This window comes from Nocardiopsis lambiniae (assembly GCF_031845465.1).
GTDB classification, from domain to species: domain Bacteria; phylum Actinomycetota; class Actinomycetes; order Streptosporangiales; family Streptosporangiaceae; genus Nocardiopsis; species Nocardiopsis lambiniae.
This window is the reverse complement of record NZ_JAVREP010000005.1, coordinates 24820-40850: the sequence shown is the minus strand read 5'-3', so window position 1 is coordinate 40850 and position 16031 is coordinate 24820. Positions and strand designations below refer to the sequence as shown.

Here is a 16031-nt window from a genome sequence, read left to right as displayed (position 1 = left end):
CTCACCCCTCGCGGAGGGAACCGACGACCTCCGCGACGGCGGCCTTGGCCGTGCGGCCCGCCCCGATGAGGGTGGCCGAGGCGGGGCCGGTCCAGTCCCCGTAGCCCAGCAGGTGCAGTCGGGGTTCGGCGCGGGAGCGGGTGCCCACCACGGGGATCCGCCCCCGCTCGTCGACGAGCCCCAGCGGGGCGAGGTGGTCCAGCACCGGGCGAAAGCCCGTGCACCACAGGATCACGTCGCAGTCCATCGTGGTCCCGTCCGCCCAGGCCACCCCGGTACGGGTGAGGTGGTCGAACATCGGCTCGGCCTTGAGGGCGCCGCGCTCACGGGCCTCGCGCACGCTCGGGACGACCACGATGTCCCCCAGGTCCGCGATACCGGCGGGACCCGGCTCTCCCCGGTCGGCCGCCTTCCGGGCGCCGGTGGCGATGGCGAAGAGCGCCCGCCCGTCGACGTCGTCGGGCAGGAACCGGGGCCGTCGGGCGGTGACCCAGGTGGTGTCGGCGACCTCGGAGAGTTCGGCGAGGATCTGGGCGGCCGAGTTGCCGCCGCCCACCACCACGACACGCCGGCCGGCGAACCCGTCGGGCCGGCGGTGGTCCACGGTGTGGAGTTGCCCGCCCTCGAAGACGTCCCGGCCGGGGATGTCGGGGATGTACGGCGACCGCCAGGTCCCGGTGGCGCTGATGACGTACCGCGCCGACCAGGTGTCCCCGTCGGTGGTCAGCCGCAACCGGTCATCGGCCCGCTCGACCCGGCGCACCCGGACCGGCCGGCGGACGGGCAGGTCGTAGCGGTGCTCGTATGCGCCCAGGTACCAGGCCACGTGGGCGGCCGAGGGGTACTCCCTCCCCTCCTCCTCGGGCATCCACCAGCCGGGGAGCATGCTGTGCGCGGCCGGGGAGAACAGGCGCAGGGAGTCCCAGTACTCGGGCCAGGAGCCTCCCGGCCCGTTCCCGGCGTCCAGGATGACGAAGTCCGCCTTGGCCCGGCGCAGGAAGTATCCGGCGGCCAGGCCGGCCTGACCACCGCCGATGACGGCGACGTCGACCGTGTGCTCGGTGTGCATGTCCGTTCCTTCGGGGATGATCGATGGCCGCGTCCGGCGGGAGGCGCCGAGGCGACGGAGCGGGGGCCGCGCACCGGCGGCCCCCGTCCTGGGACGTGATCGTCAGCGGAGCGCGGGGGCGAAGCGTTTGCGCCAGGCCAGCGACACGTACACCAGCCCCACCAGCACGGGCACCTCGATCAGCGGGCCCACGACCCCCGCCAGGGCCTGCCCCGAGGTGACCCCGAAGGTCGCGATGGCCACCGCGATGGCCAACTCGAAGTTGTTGCCCGCCGCGGTGAACGCCAGCGTGGTGGTGCGCCCGTAGTCCATCCCCAGCGCCTTGCCCAACGCGAAGGTACCGAACCACATCAGGGCGAAGTAGACCAGCAGCGGGATCGCGATGCGCGCCACGTCCAGGGGACGGCCGATGATGGTGTCGCCCTGAAGGGCGAACAGCAGCACGATGGTGAACAACAACCCGTACAGCGCCCACGGACCGATCCGGGGCAGGAACGCCGACTCGTAGCGCTCCCGGCCCATCCTCTTCTCACCCAGGGTCCGGGTGAGGAACCCGGCCGCCAGCGGGATCCCGAGGAAGATCACCACGTTGAGCGCGATCAGCCACGGGGACACGTCCAACCCGCCGGTGTCCAGCCCCAGCCAGCCCGGGAGCAGGTCCAGGTAGAACCAGCCCAGTACGCCGAAGACCAGTACCTGGAAGATCGAGTTGAGCGCGACCAGCACCGCGGCGGCCTCACGGTTCCCGCAGGCCAGGTCGTTCCAGATGATCACCATGGCGATGCACCGGGCCAGGCCGACGATGATCAGGCCGGTCCGGTACTCGGGCAGGTCGGCCAGGAAGATCCAGGCCAGCGCGAACATCACCGCCGGACCGATCACCCAGTTGACCACCAGGGAGGAGACGAGCAGACGGGTGTCGCGGGTGACGGTGTCCAACCGGTCATAGCGCACCTTGGCCAGGACCGGGTACATCATGATCAACAGGCCCAGGGCGATGGGGAGGGAGATCCCGCCCACCTCCATCGAGGCCAGGACCCCGTTCAGCCCGGGGATCAGACGGCCCAACCCCAGACCGACGACCATCGCCAGCAGGATCCACACCGCCAGGAACCGGTCCAGGGTGGAGAGCCTGGCGACGACGGACCCGTCCGGGCCCTTCGTGACCTCCTCGGCCGAGACCATCAGCAGGCCCTCCTGTTCACGGTACCGGCGGCGCGCGCGGTGGCGGCGAGGTCTCCCAGGGCTCCGGCGAGATCCTCCAAGGACTCGGGGCGCAGCCGGTAGTAGGTGAACCGGCCACAGGGCTCGGTCTCCACCACGCCGGCCTCACGCAGGACCCGCAGATGGTTGGACAGGTTCGTCTGCTTCGCGCCCGTCTCCTCCATGAGGTGGGTGGTGCACAGGGTCTCATCGGCCAGAAGGGTCACGATGCGCATCCGCAGGGGATCCGCCAGCACCTTCATGAGGTCAGCATCGACTGATATCAGCATTGGCTGATGATACCCCACCGGCCCACTCCGCCGCATGGCCCCGCGGCCTCCTCCTCGCGGGTAGGCCGGGCGATCAGGTGAGGATCAGCCACACCAGAGACGCCGAGCACAGGAGGAACACCGCCGAACCGATGAACTCCATCGTCCGGTAGGCGTCGCGCAACTGCGGTGCCGTCCTGGTGGAGAACAGCAGCCGCCCCTCCGGAGAGGCCGCGATCACGACACCCCCGTCCCAGGGGTACACGGTGCCGTGCACCACCAGGGGGGTTCCCGGCGCGATGGACCATTCCTGGTAGGAGTGTTCGAGCGCCGTGGGCACCGTTTCGGCGTCCGCCTCCGTTCCGGCATCGGCGGGGGCCCGCTCCTCCCGGGCGGCGACCCGGGAACTGTGGGTCAGGGCGATGCGGTCCATGGTGACCTCTCGGGGATAACACCGCGCCGCCCCCGTGCGATCGCGCAGCACGAAAGGGACACCGCTCTGCTCCGAGGAGAGCATCCTCAGGCGCGGGCTCTCGTAACGGGTGCCCGGCTCGGGCCGACGCTCCCACACCTCGACGCGGTACCACACGCACCTGGTGCCGGAGTAGGGGGCGGTCAGACATCCGTCGGAGCCGGCCTCGGCGACCCCGCTCACCAGGACGGGTGTACCGGCCTCGGGCAGGTCGCGCAGGGGTGGGGAGACCGCCCGTCGCAGGTCCTTGAGCCACGCGTGCGCTCGGAGGGCCCGGCGGAGCAGGAACCCGCTGAGCACCGTGGCCAGTAACGCGAGAAGCTGGAACGCGGTGCGGGCCTCGCCTACGAACACGTCATCCATGATCTTCGCCTCCTTCCCGGGCCCGGCGGGAACGGCCGCCGAGGCACGGGAACACGTCAGTCCTCGTGCGTGGGGTCGTTCGGGTCGGCCTCGGCGAGCGCGTCGTACCGGGTGTTCGGCGCGGCCGGGGTGCCGACCAGATAACCGGCCCTGGCCAGGGCGTTGCCGCCCACCGCGACGGTGGCGAGTTGCACGATCAGGGCCAGGCCGATCTTGAGGACGTTCTCCGGTGTGGGGAACCACGACAGGAGTCCGAGCAGGAGCAGGGCCGTCCCCAGGCCGGCGGAGATCGAGATCCCTTGCAGGCGCCCGTAGAAGTCGGGCAGACGGAGCAGGCCGAAGGCGCCCACGGCGAAGATGAACGCCCCGGTGATCGCGCAGACGACGGCGAGGACTTCGTTCGGGGTCATCGCTTGCCTCCGGAGACGAGTCGGGCCAGGGAGAGGGCCGCGAGGAAGCCGACGAGCGTGCACACGAGCACGATGTCGACGACCAGGGCGGAGTCCAGGCGCAGCCCCAGGACCGCGACGATGCCGACGAACCCGAAGAAGACCATGTCGGATCCGACTCCCCGGTCGGCCTTGGAGGGACCGATGAGGATCCGGTGGACGGCCACGACCATCGAGACCCCCAGGAGCAGCAGGGCGAGATCGACGGGGTTCATCGGGGCACCTCCGTGTCCGTGCGTGCGGGCGCCCCGTGGGGGCGGGTGATGCCCAGCAGGTAGTCCTCCATCCGATGGATGTCGTCGAGGAAGTCCTGCTCGCGGGCGGTGTACAGGCCGTGGATCCACAGGGTCGGCGGATCCAGGCGGGTGGCCATCGTGAACGTCCCGGGTGTCAGGGAGATCATGTTGGCGATGGCGGTGATCTCCAGGTCGGTCCGGGCGTTCAGGGGCACTTCGACGAAGGCGGGCACCGCGGCGCTGCCGGGGGTGAGGATGTCCCAGGCCACCCGGAGCGAGGAGACCACCACCCGGAAGCCGTAGAAGAAGGGGAACCACACGATCAGCGCGGTCCTGCGGAGAAGATCGGTCATCGGTTCGTCACCGCCTCGACGTAGGCAGAGGTGTCCAGGAGATGGGCCGCCGCCTGGGCGCTCAGATCGAGCAGGACCTGGGCGCCCAGGCCGACGCACAGGGTGACGCCCGTCAGCGCGACGGCGGGCAGGACCAGGGCGGGGCGGATCCGCACCGCGGCGGGGGCGGTGACCGTCGCCGTTCCACCACCCGGACCTCCCACGCCGGGTTCCGGGCTCGGAGGACGGCCCCAGAAGACCGAACCCCAGATCTTGAGCATCGACATCAGCGTGATGAGGCTGACGGCGATGGCCACCACGGCGACGGTCCGGTGCCCCGCCTCGAAGGCCGCGGCGACCAGGGTGAGTTTGGCGACGAAACCCGAGAAGGGCGGTAGCCCGGCCAAAGACAGCGCGGCCCCCAGGAAGGCGAGGGCCAGCAGCGGTTCGCCGCGGGCCAGCCCGCGCAGTCGTTCCAGGTCACCGGTGCCGTGGACGTGCTCCACGGCGCCGGTGGAGAGGAAGAGCGACGCCTTGACCACCATGTGGTGGACCAGGTAGAAGATGCCGGCCATGAGGCCGAGTTCGGTGAACAGGGCGACGCCGAGCAGGATGTATCCGATCTGGCTGACCATGTGGAACGCCAGGATCGACCGGGTGGTGGTCTCGCCCACGGCACCGAGGACACCGATGGCCATGGTCGCGGTGAAAACGACCAGTCCGATCCACAGCAGCGACGCCTGCCCCTCGAAGGTGACCGCGTACAGGCGATAGATCGCGTAGATGGCGACCTTGGTGTGCAGGCCGGAGAACAGGGCGGTGACGGCGGGCGAGGGCGCGGTGTAGGCGCGCACGAGCCATCCGTGCACGGGCACCACCGCCGACTTGATCGCCATGGCCAGCAGGACCACGCCCATGGCGACGGCGATCGTCGGCGACCGGCTCGCGGCGCCGGCCAGTTCGCCCTGGTGCACGGTCCCGGCGGTCCCGTACACCAGGGCCACCCCGGCGAGGAAGATCGTGGAGGTGAGCAGGTTGACGGCGACGTAGGTGCGCCCGGCCCGCAGACCGCGCAGGGTCCCGGCGATGGCCATCAGCCCGTAGGAGGGCAGCAGCATCACCTCGACGAACACGAACAGGTTGAACAGGTCTCCGGTGAGCAGCGCGCCGTACACACCCGCCGAGAGGACCAGGACGAGGGGCGCGAAGTAGCGGCGGTCGGCCTCGCCGGTGGCGATGGCGAAGAACGAGCACACCAGGACCAGCAGGGCGGTGGTGGTCACCATCAGGGCGCTGAAGGTGTCGGCCACGAAGGGGATGGACACCCCGGCCGGCCACAGGCCCACCTGGTGGGCGAGGACCCGGCCGTCGGCGGTGGTCCGGAGCAGGGCCAACCCTGCGAGCAGCGCGAGGGCGGAGGTGCCCGTCAGGAGGGGCCGGGTCACGGCACGCGAGGTGAACAGGGTCGACAACGCGGCGCTGACGAGGGGGGCGGCGACCAGGAGCGGCAGGAGCGCAGAGGTCATGAGTCGTCCTCCGTGTCGTCTCCCTTGCCGGTGGCGGCGAGGGTGAGCATGTAGATGGTGATGGAGAAGGCGATGACGATCGCGGTGAGCACGAACGCCTGGGGCAGCGGGTCGGCCAGGGGCTCGCCGACCCCCCGGTCCAGCAGGGGCTCACCACGGTGGAAGATCCCGCCCGCCGACATCAGCAGGAGGTTGACGGCGTGGCTGAGCAGGACGAAACCCAGGACGATGCGGACCATGCCGCGTTGCAGGATCAGGTAGACGGCACCGGCGGTCAGCACGCCGATCGTGATGGCCAGGGTCATCGGGTACCTCCGGTGGCCGATTCGTGCCGGATCGACTCGGGAACGTCCTGTTCGTCGGCCTCGGGTCCGGACCCCTTGGGCAGGCCCAGCTGATTGAGCGCGGTCAGCATCACGCCGACCACGGTCAGGTAGACGCCGACGTCGAAGACGAGCGCGGTGGTGAAGTGGTAGTGACCGCCCCAGGGCAGGGCGACGTCGGCGTGCAGGGGTCGCAGGAAGGAGCCGTCGGCGAAGCCGAGAAGGCCGCAGACGAGCGCGACGAGGATCCCCGCGGCGATGATGGCCGGATAGGCCAGGCGGATGCGGGCCACCGAGGCGCTGGGCGCGGACAGGTAGGCCAGGGCGAAGGCGGAGCCGCCGACGAGTCCGGCGATGAACCCGCCGCCGGGGGCGTTGTGCCCCCGCATGAGCAGGTAGATCGACCACACCATCAGCAGCGGGATGAGCACGCGGGCGACGGTGCGCATGATGACGGTGTTGTCGTCGGCGTCCCAGATCGGATTGGTGCGCGACGCCGAAGGTCGGGTGCCGCCCATCGCGGTGAGCCCCGCCGAGTGCAGGACGGCGATGATGATGAGTCCGGCCACCCCCAGGACGGTGAGCTCCCCCAGGGTGTCCAGGGCCCGGTAGTCGACGAGGACGGTGTTGACGACGTTGGTCCCGCCGGTGTCCTGGACCGCGTTCTCCAGCAGGTGTTCGCTCACCGCCGAGGGTTCCCTGCGGCCGGTGAGGAAGTGGGCCCCCGCGCCCGCGGCGACACCGGCCGGGATGGCGATGGCGGCGGTGGCGACCGCCCGCGAGGGACGGGCCCGGTGGAACTCGGTGGGGAGCCTGCGCAGCACCAGCACCGCCACCACCACGGTCAGGATCTCCACGAGGAGCTGGGTGAGTGCCACGTCGATGGCCCCCAGGAACACGAACCACACGGCGGTGGCGAACCCGGAGAGCCCGATGAGCGCGAGGGCGGCCATCCGCGACCGGGTCACCACGGCCGTGAGCACGGCGGCCGTGATCAGCACGAGCGGCAACCAGTCCAGAGCACGGGAGGTCGGTCCCGCGGGCGGCCCGTGGCCCGGACCCACGACGGCCATCGCCGAGGCGAACACGATGATCAGCACGAAGGGGACGGCCAGGTGCCGGGTGGGTGCGTCGGTCCGGGTGGGATCGCCCACGCGCACGCCCAGCGCGATGACGACGGAGTGGATCCGCTCGAAGACCGCGGTGCCGCGCACCGGCGGGAAGCGGCGTTCGGCAAGGCGCTCACCGGCGGAGGAGACCCGGATCAGCAGGGCACCGAGGATCAGCGCGAGCGCCGACATGCCCAGTGCCGGGTTCAGGCCGTGCCAGAGCGCCAGGTGGGCCTCGGCGGCGGCATGGGTGGCGTCGGCTGCCGCCCTCTCGACCATGGGATCGAGCAGGGGCACGGAGAGGCCGAGGATCAGGCCGGCCGAGGCGGTGACGACCGGGGCGAACAGGAGGAGGGCACCCGCTTCGCGGGGTCGTTCCGTGGCGGGGTCCCGTCTCTGTGCCCCCCAGAAGGTTCCGTACACGAAGCGGAAGGAGTAGGCGACGGTCAGCGCCGCGGCCAGCACCGCCGCGATGGCCGCGAACGGGCCGATCCATGGTTGGTGCGTGGTGTGCAGCAGGGCCTCGAACACGTTCTCCTTGCTGACGAAGCCGAGCAGCGGGGGCACTCCGGCCATGGACAGCGCGGCCAGTGCGGTCACGGCGGCGGTGACGGGCATCGTGCGGGCGAGTCCGCCCAGGCGGCGCAGGTCCCGGGTGCCGGTCCGGTCGTCGATCACGCCGACCGCCATGAACAGCGTCACCTTGAACAGGGCGTGGGCCAGGGTGTGCACGGCCGCGGCGATGAGCGCCTGCGGGGTCCCCACACCGATGACGGCGATGAGGAAACCCAGTTGGCTGACCGTGGAGTAGGCGGTCAGCTCCTTGAGGTCGTGACGTCGTAGGGCGAACAGCGCGCCGATGAGGGCGGTGGTCAGACCGAACACGATCAGCGTGGTCCCCCAGAACGCGTTGTCCGCGAAGGCCGGGGAGAACCGCATGGCGAGGTAGACGCCGGCCTTGACCATGGCCGCGGCGTGCAGGTAGGCGCTGACCGGGGTGCTCGCGGCCATGGCGTCGGGCAGCCAGTAGTGGAAGGGGAACTGGGCCGACTTGGTGAAGACCGCGACCACGACCAGTGCCGCCACGAGGGTGGCGAAACCGGTGTCCTGGGTCCAGGTGGGATCGTCCAGGATGACGCTGATCCGTGTGGTGCCCGTGCGCACCCACAGCAACACCACCGCGGCGAGCAGGGCCAGCCCGCCCAGGGCGGTGAGCAGGAAGGTGCGCACCGCGGGCCGCGCGGCCGAGGGCCCGGACAGGCCGATCAGGTAGAAGGAGCAGATGGTGGTCAGTTCCCAGAAGACGAAGAGCAGGACGAGGTCGTCGGCCAGGACCAGTCCCGTCATCGCCAGGGCGAAGGCGCTCATCAGCGTGTAGAAGCCGGTACGCCGCCCGGGAGGGAAATAGCGGGCGGAGTAGGCCATCACGAGGGCGCCCACCCCCAGGACGAGCACGCAGAACAGCCAGGCGAGGCCGTCCATGCGCAGGTTCAGACCCACCCCCAGGGAGGGCATCCAGGGGATGGAGGCCTCCAGGGCCGGTCCCCCGTTCCAGAGGTCGGGGCCCCGCACCAGGACCACCAGGGTGAGCAGGGCGAGCATCGCGGCCAGAGGCCATCCGGTGGCGCGTCCCGCGAAACGGGCGATCACGAAAGAGAACACGGTGATCACCGTGAGTAGGGCAAGGAGCAGCAACAGCAGCAAGCCGTCGGCCTTTCACGTCTCCCGCCGACTCCTCGGACGTGCGCGGGCACGCCGAGGAAGGCCGTGGCGTCGGACACGGCACGGTCGGCGATCAGTGCACGAGCATGCGGAAGGGCACGCGAAGGGTGCCGTGCGCACGACCGGGACGGGAGACTCCCGTTCCGTCCGTCACGGACGAGGTGACACCGGGATCACCGGTGCGTTGCCGGCGTGCGCGCGGAACAAGGATCGCGCGAAAGGAAGAAGTACCCGATAGGGCGGATCAGCGGCGTCCGGGAGGGCAGGCGCTGAGCTCACCGTGGGCGTTGGTGCCCCACGAGTTGGAGTAGCCGTTGGTGCCCAGCGGACGCGGATTGCGGACCGGGATCTCGTGGCGTTCGACGAAACGGTGTCGGCCGACGGAAGAGGGGACGGGTGGTTCCCTGAAGGGCGACCCGTCGGAGAGGGGCAGGGCGTGCACGGGATCGGGTGGCGAGGTCGTGTTGCGGACCATCAGCGCACCTCCCCGCTTAGACATCGCCATAAGGCCAGTTCAACCTTATCAGGTGACGACTTTCACGAGAAGGGCGCCCCCCGGATCACGTTCCGCGCCCTGCCGGTCAACCGACGATCGGACGCTCCTCCGGAAGCTCGTAGAGCCGCCCGTGCCGACGCAGCGCCAGGGCCGACGCCAGGGTGATGGGGCCGATGCGGCCGACGAACATCAGGAAGATCAGCACGCCCTGCCCCACGGGGGGAAGATCGGCCGTGATGCCCGTGGACAGCCCCACCGTCGCGAACGCCGACGTCGTCTCGAAGAGGATCTGATCCAGGGTGAACGGGCTGACCGTCATCAGGACCAGGGTCGCCCCCAGTACCAGCCCCAAGGCCGGCATCACCACCGTGGTCGCCTGTGAGGCCGTGCCGGCGGTCAGTCGGCGGCCCGCCGCGTGCACCGTCGGCTCGCCGCGCACGTTCGCGTAGGCCACCAGGATCAGCACGGCGAACGTGGTGACCTTGATGCCGCCCGCGGTGCCCGCGCTTCCGCCGCCGACGAACATCAGCATGTCGGTGACCAGCAGTGTCTGGGTCCGCATCGCTCCGAAGTCCAGGCTGTTGAACCCCGCCGTGCGCGGCATCACCGACTGGAAGAACGCGGTGAGGGCCTTGTCCGGCGCGCTCAGGGGGCCCATGGTCGCGGGGTTCGTCCACTCCAGGGCCAGGAAGGCGGCGAACCCGATGAGCAGGAGGGCCGCCGTCGTCCCCAGGGTGAGCTTGGCGTGCAGCGTCCAGTGCCGCCGTTCCCCTCGGCGGCGGGAGAACCGCCACAGCTCCACCCACACGGGAAAACCGAGCCCTCCCGCGATGACCCCCAGGGCGACGGGCACCGTGATCCAGGGATCGGTGGCGTAGCCCGTCAGGCTGTCGGAGTACAGCGAGAACCCGGCGTTGTTGAACGCGGAGATCGAGTGGAACACGCCCGTGTGCAGGGCGCCGACGAAGGACAGGTCGTAGGCGACCCACCAGCGCAGGGTGAGCAGGAGGGCGAGGGCGCCCTCGAACACGAGGGTCACCCACAGCACCCCCAGCACCAGCTGACGCACCTCGCCCAAGGAGACGCTCTTGGTCTCGGAGCCGGTGGTGACGGCCATGCGCAGTCCCATGCGCCGGCTCACCACCAGGGTGAGCACGGTGGCCATGGCCATGATCCCGAACCCGCCCACCTGGATCAGCGCGAGGATCACGGCCTCTCCGAAGGGGGACCAGTGGTCCGCGGTGTCCACCACCACCAGCCCGGTCACACTGGCCGCCGAGGTCGCGGTGAAGAGCGCGGTGAGGAACGGGGTGGCGGAGCCGTGGTCGGCGACGGGCAGGGACAGGAGCAGGGTGCCGACCAGGATGAGGGAGCCGAAGGCCGTGACCGTCACCAGCGGGGGACGCTTCCACGCCCCCGATCCGTGCGGTCTTCCCCCACCACGCGTCCCCGGCGGGTTCCCCCTCACCCGCCTCCACGGGAGCGGCGCCCCCACCGCTCTCATTCCCCTTCGCCGTTCTGGAAGCGGTACCCCAGTCCCGGGTCGGTGAGGAAGTACCGGGGACGCGGTGGGTCGGGTTCCAGGCGTTGGCGGATCTTGGTCATGAACACGCGCAGGTAGTTGCTCTCCCTCTCGTACTCGGGCCCCCACACCTCGTGCAGCAGCTCGCGCTGGGTCACCAGGCGCCCGCGGTTGCGCACCAGCACCTCGACGATGTGCCACTGACGGGGTGTCAGCCGGACCGGTTCTCCGCCCCGGGTGACCTGCTTGGCGGCCAGGTCGACGGTGAAGTGCTCGGTGGCCACGGTCGCCTCGGGGGCGGCGGCGTCGGCGGTGCGGCGCATGGCGGCCCGCACCCGGGCGAACAGCTCGTCCATGCCGAACGGCTTGACCACGTAGTCGTCGGCGCCCAGGTCCAGGGCCTGGACCTTCATCGCCTCGGTGTCGCGTCCGGACAGGACGACGACCGGGACCCGCGTCCAGCCGCGCAGCCCCCGCAGGACGTCCAGTCCGCTCATCCCGGGCAGGCCGAGGTCGAGCAGGACCAGCCCCGGGTGGTGGTGGGCGATGATCTTGAGCGCGTGCTCACCGCTGTCGGAGAGGTAGGCGGTGTAGCCGCGGGCCCGCAGGTTGAGCTCCAGCGTCTTGCGCAGGCGAGGGTCGTCGTCGACGACGAGCACCGTGGGTGGCGCCTCGTTCCCATCGCTCATGGTCGGTCCGTTCTTCGTGCGTTCGGTGCGGTGGGACGCGAGCCCACCGCACCGATGGTAGGTAGGGCACGGTGGCCTCGGCCGCCGCGCCGCGTGGTGTCAGGTCGTGGGAACATCCGGGGTGAGGGTGAGGAGGTCCGCCCCGTGCCCAGGCGGGGTCCCCGTGGTCGGAGCGTGGCGCGCCGGTGAGGGGCGTCGACCCGCTCGGGCTCAGGGGCGTACCGCCCGGTCGATCCGGTCGGCACGCCCCGCCGCCGCGGAGCTTCGAGACGATCGTGAGGCCCGGGCCGGTGACGGTGCCACCGGGATAGCGTTCCCTTAGCGCCCACCCCGGGGGATTTAGCGGACAATTAGCGCCATCAGACATCAGAACGCCCCTTGACCGGTGAGAATGAACCCGGAGGAGGCGGTGTGGTGACACGTGGCGAGTTGCGGGTGTATCTGGGCGCGGCGCCCGGGGTGGGCAAGACCTACCGCATGCTGGACGAGGCGCACCGGCGCCGGGACCGCGGCGCGGACGTCGTCATCGGCTTCGTGGAGTGCCACGGCCGGGTCCTGACCGAGGCGATGGTCGACGACCTGGAGACCCTTCCCCGCCGCAGGGTCTCCCACCGGGGCACCGTCTTCGAGGAGATGGACCCGGAGGCCGTGCTACGGCGCCGACCCCAGGTCGTCCTGGTCGACGAGCTCGCCCACACCAACATCCCGGGCAGTGGGAACGCCAAGCGCTGGCAGGACATCGAGGTCCTGCTGGAGGCGGGCATCACGGTGCTGTCCACCCTCAACATCCAGCACCTGGAGTCGCTCAACGACGTCGTCGAGCAGATCACCGGTGTGCGACAGCGTGAGACCGTCCCGGACGCCTGGGTCCGCGACGCCGACCAGATCGAACTCGTCGACATGACCCCCGAGGCGCTGCGCCGCCGTATGGCGCACGGCAACGTCTACGCACCGGAGAAGATCGACACCTCCCTGAGCAACTACTTCCGGGCGGGAAACCTGTCGGCGCTGCGCGAACTGGCGCTGCTGTGGTTGGCCGGACGGGTGGACGCCGAGTTGGAGCGGTACCGCTCCGAGCACGGGGTCACCGACACGTGGGAGGCCCGTGAACGGGTCGTGGTCGCGCTCACCGGAGGTCCCGAGGGGGAGACGCTCGTCCGGCGAGCCGCCCGGATGGCCCAGCGCGGGAAGGGGGCCGACCTGATGGCCGTCCACGTGGCCCGCAGCGACGGTCTCACCGGAGCCGATCCGGCCCTGCTGGCTCGGCAGCGCCTGCTGGCGGAGAGCCTCGGCGGCACCTACCACCAGGTCCTGGGCGAGGACGTCCCCAGGTCCCTCATCGCCTTCGCCCGCGGTGTCAACGCCACCCAGCTCGTCCTGGGGGCCGGCCGCCGCGGACGGATCGCCCGCGTGTTCTCACCCGGCATCGGAGCCACCACGACCGCCTTGTCCGGAGCGATCGACGTCCACCTGGTCACCCACGAACAGGCGGGGCTGCGCGAACGCGGTCGCGCGGTGAACCCCGTCTCACGGCGCAGACGCCTGGCCGCCTGCGCGCTGGCGCTGATGGCGCTGCTGTCCGTGGGTTTCGGGCTGGGGTTCAGCACGGACGAGACGAACCTCGCCAGCGGCGTCGTGCTGGTCTTCGCCACGGTCACCGTGGTGGCCCTGGTCGGCGGGCTGTGGCCCGCGCTGTTGGCGTCGGTGTGCGGTTTCGTCCTGCTCGACCTCCTGTACACCGAGCCCTATCTCACGTTCACGGTGGCGAGGCCGGAGAGCCTGCTGGCCCTGGCGGGGTTCGTGGTCGTGGCCGTCTCGGTGAGTCTGGTGGTGGACCAGGCGGCCCGGCGCACCCGGGAGGCCGCGCAGGCCGGGGCGGAGGCGCAGATCCTGGCCGCGGTGGCGGGGAACGTCCTGCGCGGGTCGCGTCCGTTGGAAGCGCTCATGGAACGGCTCCTGGAGACCTTCTCCCTCACCTCCGTCGCACTGCTGGAACTGCGATCCGCCGCGGGGGGACCGGACCACCGACGCGACCCCCGGGCCTGGGAGGTGGTCGCCTCGGCCGGTGAGAAGGAGTGTCGGGCCCCCGCCGAGGCGGACATCGACGTCCCCGTGAACGACCGGCTCACCCTGGTCCTGAGGGGCGGGGAACCCGAGGCCGGGGACCGCCGTGTCATCGAGGCCTTCGCGGCGCAGGCCGCGGTCGCCCTGCGCCAGGAGCGCCTGGCCAGGGAGGCGGCCACGCTCAAGCCCCTGGCCGAGGCGGACCGGATGCGCACGGCCCTGCTGTCGGCCGTCAGCCACGACCTGCGCGCGCCGCTGGCGTCGGCGAAGGCGTCCGTCACCAGCCTGCGCAGCAAGGAGGTGAGCTTCGGCGAGGAGGACCGGGAGGGCCTGTTGGCCATGGCCGACGAGTCCCTGGACCACCTCACCCGCCTGGTGGCCGACCTGCTGGACATGAGCCGCCTCCAGGCGGGGGTGCTGGGAGTGGGCCTGGAGTCCCTGTCCCTACGGGAATCGGTGTTCGCCGCCCTGGAACAGACGGACGAGGGGGGCGCGGCGGTCGACGTCGCCGTCGCGGAGGAACTGCCCGACGTGCTGGCCGACCCGGGGCTGCTGGACCGGGTGCTGGCCAACGTCGTCGGCAACGCCCTGAGGTTCAGTCCCGGGGACAGGCCGCCCACCGTGTCGGCGACCTGGGACGGGGACACCGTGGAGGTGCTGGTCGTCGACCACGGGCCGGGGGTGCCGGAGGAGGAGCGCGAGAGGATGTTCGCCCCCTTCCAGCGGTTCGGGGACACCGACAACGAGGCCGGCCTGGGGCTGGGCCTGGCCCTCTCCCAGGGGTTCGCGGAGGCCATGGGCGGCTCCCTCACCCCCCACTCCACACCCGGGGGCGGGCTGACCATGCGACTGGTGCTGCGCACGACCGCCGGGGACGGCCCGCCCTCCGGGTGAGGAGCCCCCGTCAGCCGACGCCCTCGCTCGCCAGGACCTCTTCGAGGATCCGCACCGCCTCCGCGGCACCTCCCTCGGCCCGGACCCGCTCGCCCAGGTCGGCGGCGCACGCTGCGATCTCCCCTCCGGTGAGCACCCGGATCAAGGCGCCCGCCAGGGCGTCCTCGGTCAGGCGACGGCCGTTCAACGGCGCGGGGGCGGCCCCGGCCGCGTGGACGCGCCCGGCCCAGAACGGCTGGTCGCCCCAGAAGGGACAGACGACCTGGGGGCGCCCCGAGGCCAGGGCGGCCCCCGTGGTCCCGGCCCCGGCATGGTGGACGACGGCCGAACAGCGCGGGAACAGCGACCCGTGCGGAGCCTGGTCGATGACCAGGACGTCCTCACCGTCCACGGTGGTGACACCTCCCCGGCCGGAGGCGAGTACCGCTCGGACCCCGGCCCGCCGAACGGCAGCGGCGACCATGCGCCCGGTGGCGTCGGGATCGGGGTCGGGCAGGCTGCCGAACCCGATGAACACCGGGGGGTCCCCGGCGGACAGGAACCCCTCCAGCGCCTTCGGGGGATCCCACGCGCCGTCCTCGGGGGCGGACCAGAAGCCGGTGGTGCGCACCCAGGAGGGGTAGCCGGCGTCGGCGGGCACCAGGTGGCGGCTGAAGGCGTGGATCACGGTGGCCGGGGTCCCGTCCGGGCGCACCAGGGGGTCGTGGGCGCCGGGCCGGGGCGTGAGCCCCAGGTCCCGGCGCAGGTCGTCGGCGACCTTGCGCTGGCCGCGCAGGGCCGTCTCCGCCAGCCGGTAGCTCAGCCGGTCGAACCGGGCGGGGACCCATCTCGGCCAGGGCACCCCGGGGGCGGGGAAGGCGCCGGTGGGCACCCAGGAGGGTTGCAGTGCCACGGGCACCGCGGGCACCCCCAGTCGCTCGGCGATGTGCGCGCCCGGCATGCCCGGGATGTGCACGACGATGTCGGCGCCGAGGTCGGCGGTCGCGGCCATGTCGGTGTAGACCGGGCGCAGGCGCGGGGTGATCTCGCGCAGCAGGGTGACGGTGTGGGCGGCTCCGCGCAGTCCGCGCAGCCCGGTCTCCCCCACCCCCGCCATGGCGGGGTCGTCCATGAGCGCGTTGGGGCCGTCGTCGACCGGGTGGTAGGGAACGCCGAACGCGTCGGCGAGCGGCGCGTAGGACTCGGGGCCGGCGACCGTCGCGGTGTGCCCGGCGGCGGACAGGGCGAGGGCCAGGGCCAGGAACGGCTGGACGTCCCCTCGGGTGCCGTGGGTGAGCAGTAGGGCGTGCACGT

The 16031-nt window shown here is 71.4% G+C and carries 15 protein-coding genes; 1 reads left to right on the top strand and 14 read right to left on the bottom strand.

The genetic code is table 11. From position 1 onward, the window contains the following. Position 1: 1 nt before the first annotated feature. The 13 genes from RM479_RS09330 to RM479_RS09270 form a co-directional block, all read right to left on the bottom strand. On the bottom strand, positions 2 to 1069 hold the full coding sequence (locus RM479_RS09330) for an ArsO family NAD(P)H-dependent flavin-containing monooxygenase (protein WP_311511337.1): 1068 nt from the start codon (positions 1067 to 1069) through the stop codon (positions 2 to 4). Positions 1070 to 1171: 102 nt separating this feature from the next. Beyond that, complete coding sequence (arsB, locus tag RM479_RS09325; protein WP_311511336.1) at positions 1172 to 2254, bottom strand: ACR3 family arsenite efflux transporter; 1083 nt, start codon at positions 2252 to 2254, stop codon at positions 1172 to 1174. Continuing rightward, the gene (locus RM479_RS09320; RefSeq protein ID WP_311511335.1) at positions 2254 to 2562 is read right to left on the bottom strand and encodes an ArsR/SmtB family transcription factor; all 309 of its coding nucleotides are present in this window, start codon (positions 2560 to 2562) and stop codon (positions 2254 to 2256) included. The genes arsB and RM479_RS09320 overlap by 1 nt, the downstream gene beginning before the upstream one ends. Before the next feature lie 73 nt (positions 2563 to 2635). Further along, the gene (locus tag RM479_RS09315; protein WP_311511334.1) at positions 2636 to 3376 is read right to left on the bottom strand and encodes a GIDE domain-containing protein; all 741 of its coding nucleotides are present in this window, start codon (positions 3374 to 3376) and stop codon (positions 2636 to 2638) included. A gap of 56 nt (positions 3377 to 3432) precedes the next feature. Beyond that, complete coding sequence (locus tag RM479_RS09310; protein ID WP_311511333.1) at positions 3433 to 3786, bottom strand: cation:proton antiporter; 354 nt, start codon at positions 3784 to 3786, stop codon at positions 3433 to 3435. Further along, positions 3783 to 4040 (bottom strand): monovalent cation/H+ antiporter complex subunit F, encoded by a 258-nt coding sequence (locus RM479_RS09305; protein ID WP_274810249.1) that lies wholly within the window; start codon positions 4038 to 4040, stop codon positions 3783 to 3785. Before RM479_RS09305 ends, RM479_RS09310 begins: the two co-directional genes overlap by 4 nt. Beyond that, positions 4037 to 4414 (bottom strand): Na+/H+ antiporter subunit E, encoded by a 378-nt coding sequence (locus tag RM479_RS09300; protein WP_311511332.1) that lies wholly within the window; start codon positions 4412 to 4414, stop codon positions 4037 to 4039. Before RM479_RS09300 ends, RM479_RS09305 begins: the two co-directional genes overlap by 4 nt. Then, on the bottom strand, positions 4411 to 5919 hold the full coding sequence (locus tag RM479_RS09295) for a monovalent cation/H+ antiporter subunit D family protein (protein WP_311511331.1): 1509 nt from the start codon (positions 5917 to 5919) through the stop codon (positions 4411 to 4413). Before RM479_RS09295 ends, RM479_RS09300 begins: the two co-directional genes overlap by 4 nt. Further along, on the bottom strand, positions 5916 to 6224 hold the full coding sequence (locus RM479_RS09290; RefSeq protein ID WP_311511330.1) for a sodium:proton antiporter: 309 nt from the start codon (positions 6222 to 6224) through the stop codon (positions 5916 to 5918). Before RM479_RS09290 ends, RM479_RS09295 begins: the two co-directional genes overlap by 4 nt. After that, positions 6221 to 9055 (bottom strand): DUF4040 family protein, encoded by a 2835-nt coding sequence (locus RM479_RS09285; protein ID WP_311511329.1) that lies wholly within the window; start codon positions 9053 to 9055, stop codon positions 6221 to 6223. Before RM479_RS09285 ends, RM479_RS09290 begins: the two co-directional genes overlap by 4 nt. Positions 9056 to 9317: 262 nt before the next feature. Further along, positions 9318 to 9548 carry a hypothetical protein gene (locus tag RM479_RS09280; protein WP_311511328.1) on the bottom strand — a complete coding sequence of 77 codons (231 nt, stop codon included), beginning with the start codon at positions 9546 to 9548 and terminating at the stop codon, positions 9318 to 9320. Between the two features lie 106 nt (positions 9549 to 9654). Further along, a complete protein-coding gene (locus tag RM479_RS09275) occupies positions 9655 to 11073 on the bottom strand; it encodes a TrkH family potassium uptake protein (RefSeq protein ID WP_397221732.1) in 1419 nt (472 codons plus the stop codon). Continuing rightward, positions 11070 to 11780 carry a response regulator gene (locus RM479_RS09270; protein ID WP_311511326.1) on the bottom strand — a complete coding sequence of 237 codons (711 nt, stop codon included), beginning with the start codon at positions 11778 to 11780 and terminating at the stop codon, positions 11070 to 11072. The genes RM479_RS09275 and RM479_RS09270 overlap by 4 nt, the downstream gene beginning before the upstream one ends. Positions 11781 to 12194: 414 nt before the next feature. Here RM479_RS09270 and RM479_RS09265 point away from each other — a divergent pair, with 414 nt between their 5' ends. Next, positions 12195 to 14738, top strand: coding sequence for a sensor histidine kinase (locus RM479_RS09265; RefSeq protein ID WP_311511325.1), 2544 nt, complete (start codon positions 12195 to 12197; stop codon positions 14736 to 14738). 10 nt (positions 14739 to 14748) lie between these two features. Here RM479_RS09265 and RM479_RS09260 read toward each other — a convergent pair whose 3' ends face one another. After that, entirely contained in the window at positions 14749 to 16029 is a 1281-nt protein-coding gene (locus RM479_RS09260) for a glycosyltransferase (protein ID WP_311511324.1), read from the bottom strand. Positions 16030 to 16031: the final 2 nt, after the last annotated feature.

Coding starts and splice junctions, on each gene's coding strand:
- RM479_RS09330 (WP_311511337.1), bottom strand. CDS start 1,069: ATGCACACCGAGCACACGGTCGACGTCGCCGTCATCGGCGGTGGTCAG.
- arsB (WP_311511336.1), bottom strand. CDS start 2,254: ATGGTCTCGGCCGAGGAGGTCACGAAGGGCCCGGACGGGTCCGTCGTC.
- RM479_RS09320 (WP_311511335.1), bottom strand. CDS start 2,562: ATGCTGATATCAGTCGATGCTGACCTCATGAAGGTGCTGGCGGATCCC.
- RM479_RS09315 (WP_311511334.1), bottom strand. CDS start 3,376: ATGGATGACGTGTTCGTAGGCGAGGCCCGCACCGCGTTCCAGCTTCTC.
- RM479_RS09310 (WP_311511333.1), bottom strand. CDS start 3,786: ATGACCCCGAACGAAGTCCTCGCCGTCGTCTGCGCGATCACCGGGGCG.
- RM479_RS09305 (WP_274810249.1), bottom strand. CDS start 4,040: ATGAACCCCGTCGATCTCGCCCTGCTGCTCCTGGGGGTCTCGATGGTC.
- RM479_RS09300 (WP_311511332.1), bottom strand. CDS start 4,414: ATGACCGATCTTCTCCGCAGGACCGCGCTGATCGTGTGGTTCCCCTTC.
- RM479_RS09295 (WP_311511331.1), bottom strand. CDS start 5,919: ATGACCTCTGCGCTCCTGCCGCTCCTGGTCGCCGCCCCCCTCGTCAGC.
- RM479_RS09290 (WP_311511330.1), bottom strand. CDS start 6,224: ATGACCCTGGCCATCACGATCGGCGTGCTGACCGCCGGTGCCGTCTAC.
- RM479_RS09280 (WP_311511328.1), bottom strand. CDS start 9,548: ATGGTCCGCAACACGACCTCGCCACCCGATCCCGTGCACGCCCTGCCC.
- RM479_RS09275 (WP_397221732.1), bottom strand. CDS start 11,073: ATGAGAGCGGTGGGGGCGCCGCTCCCGTGGAGGCGGGTGAGGGGGAAC.
- RM479_RS09270 (WP_311511326.1), bottom strand. CDS start 11,780: ATGAGCGATGGGAACGAGGCGCCACCCACGGTGCTCGTCGTCGACGAC.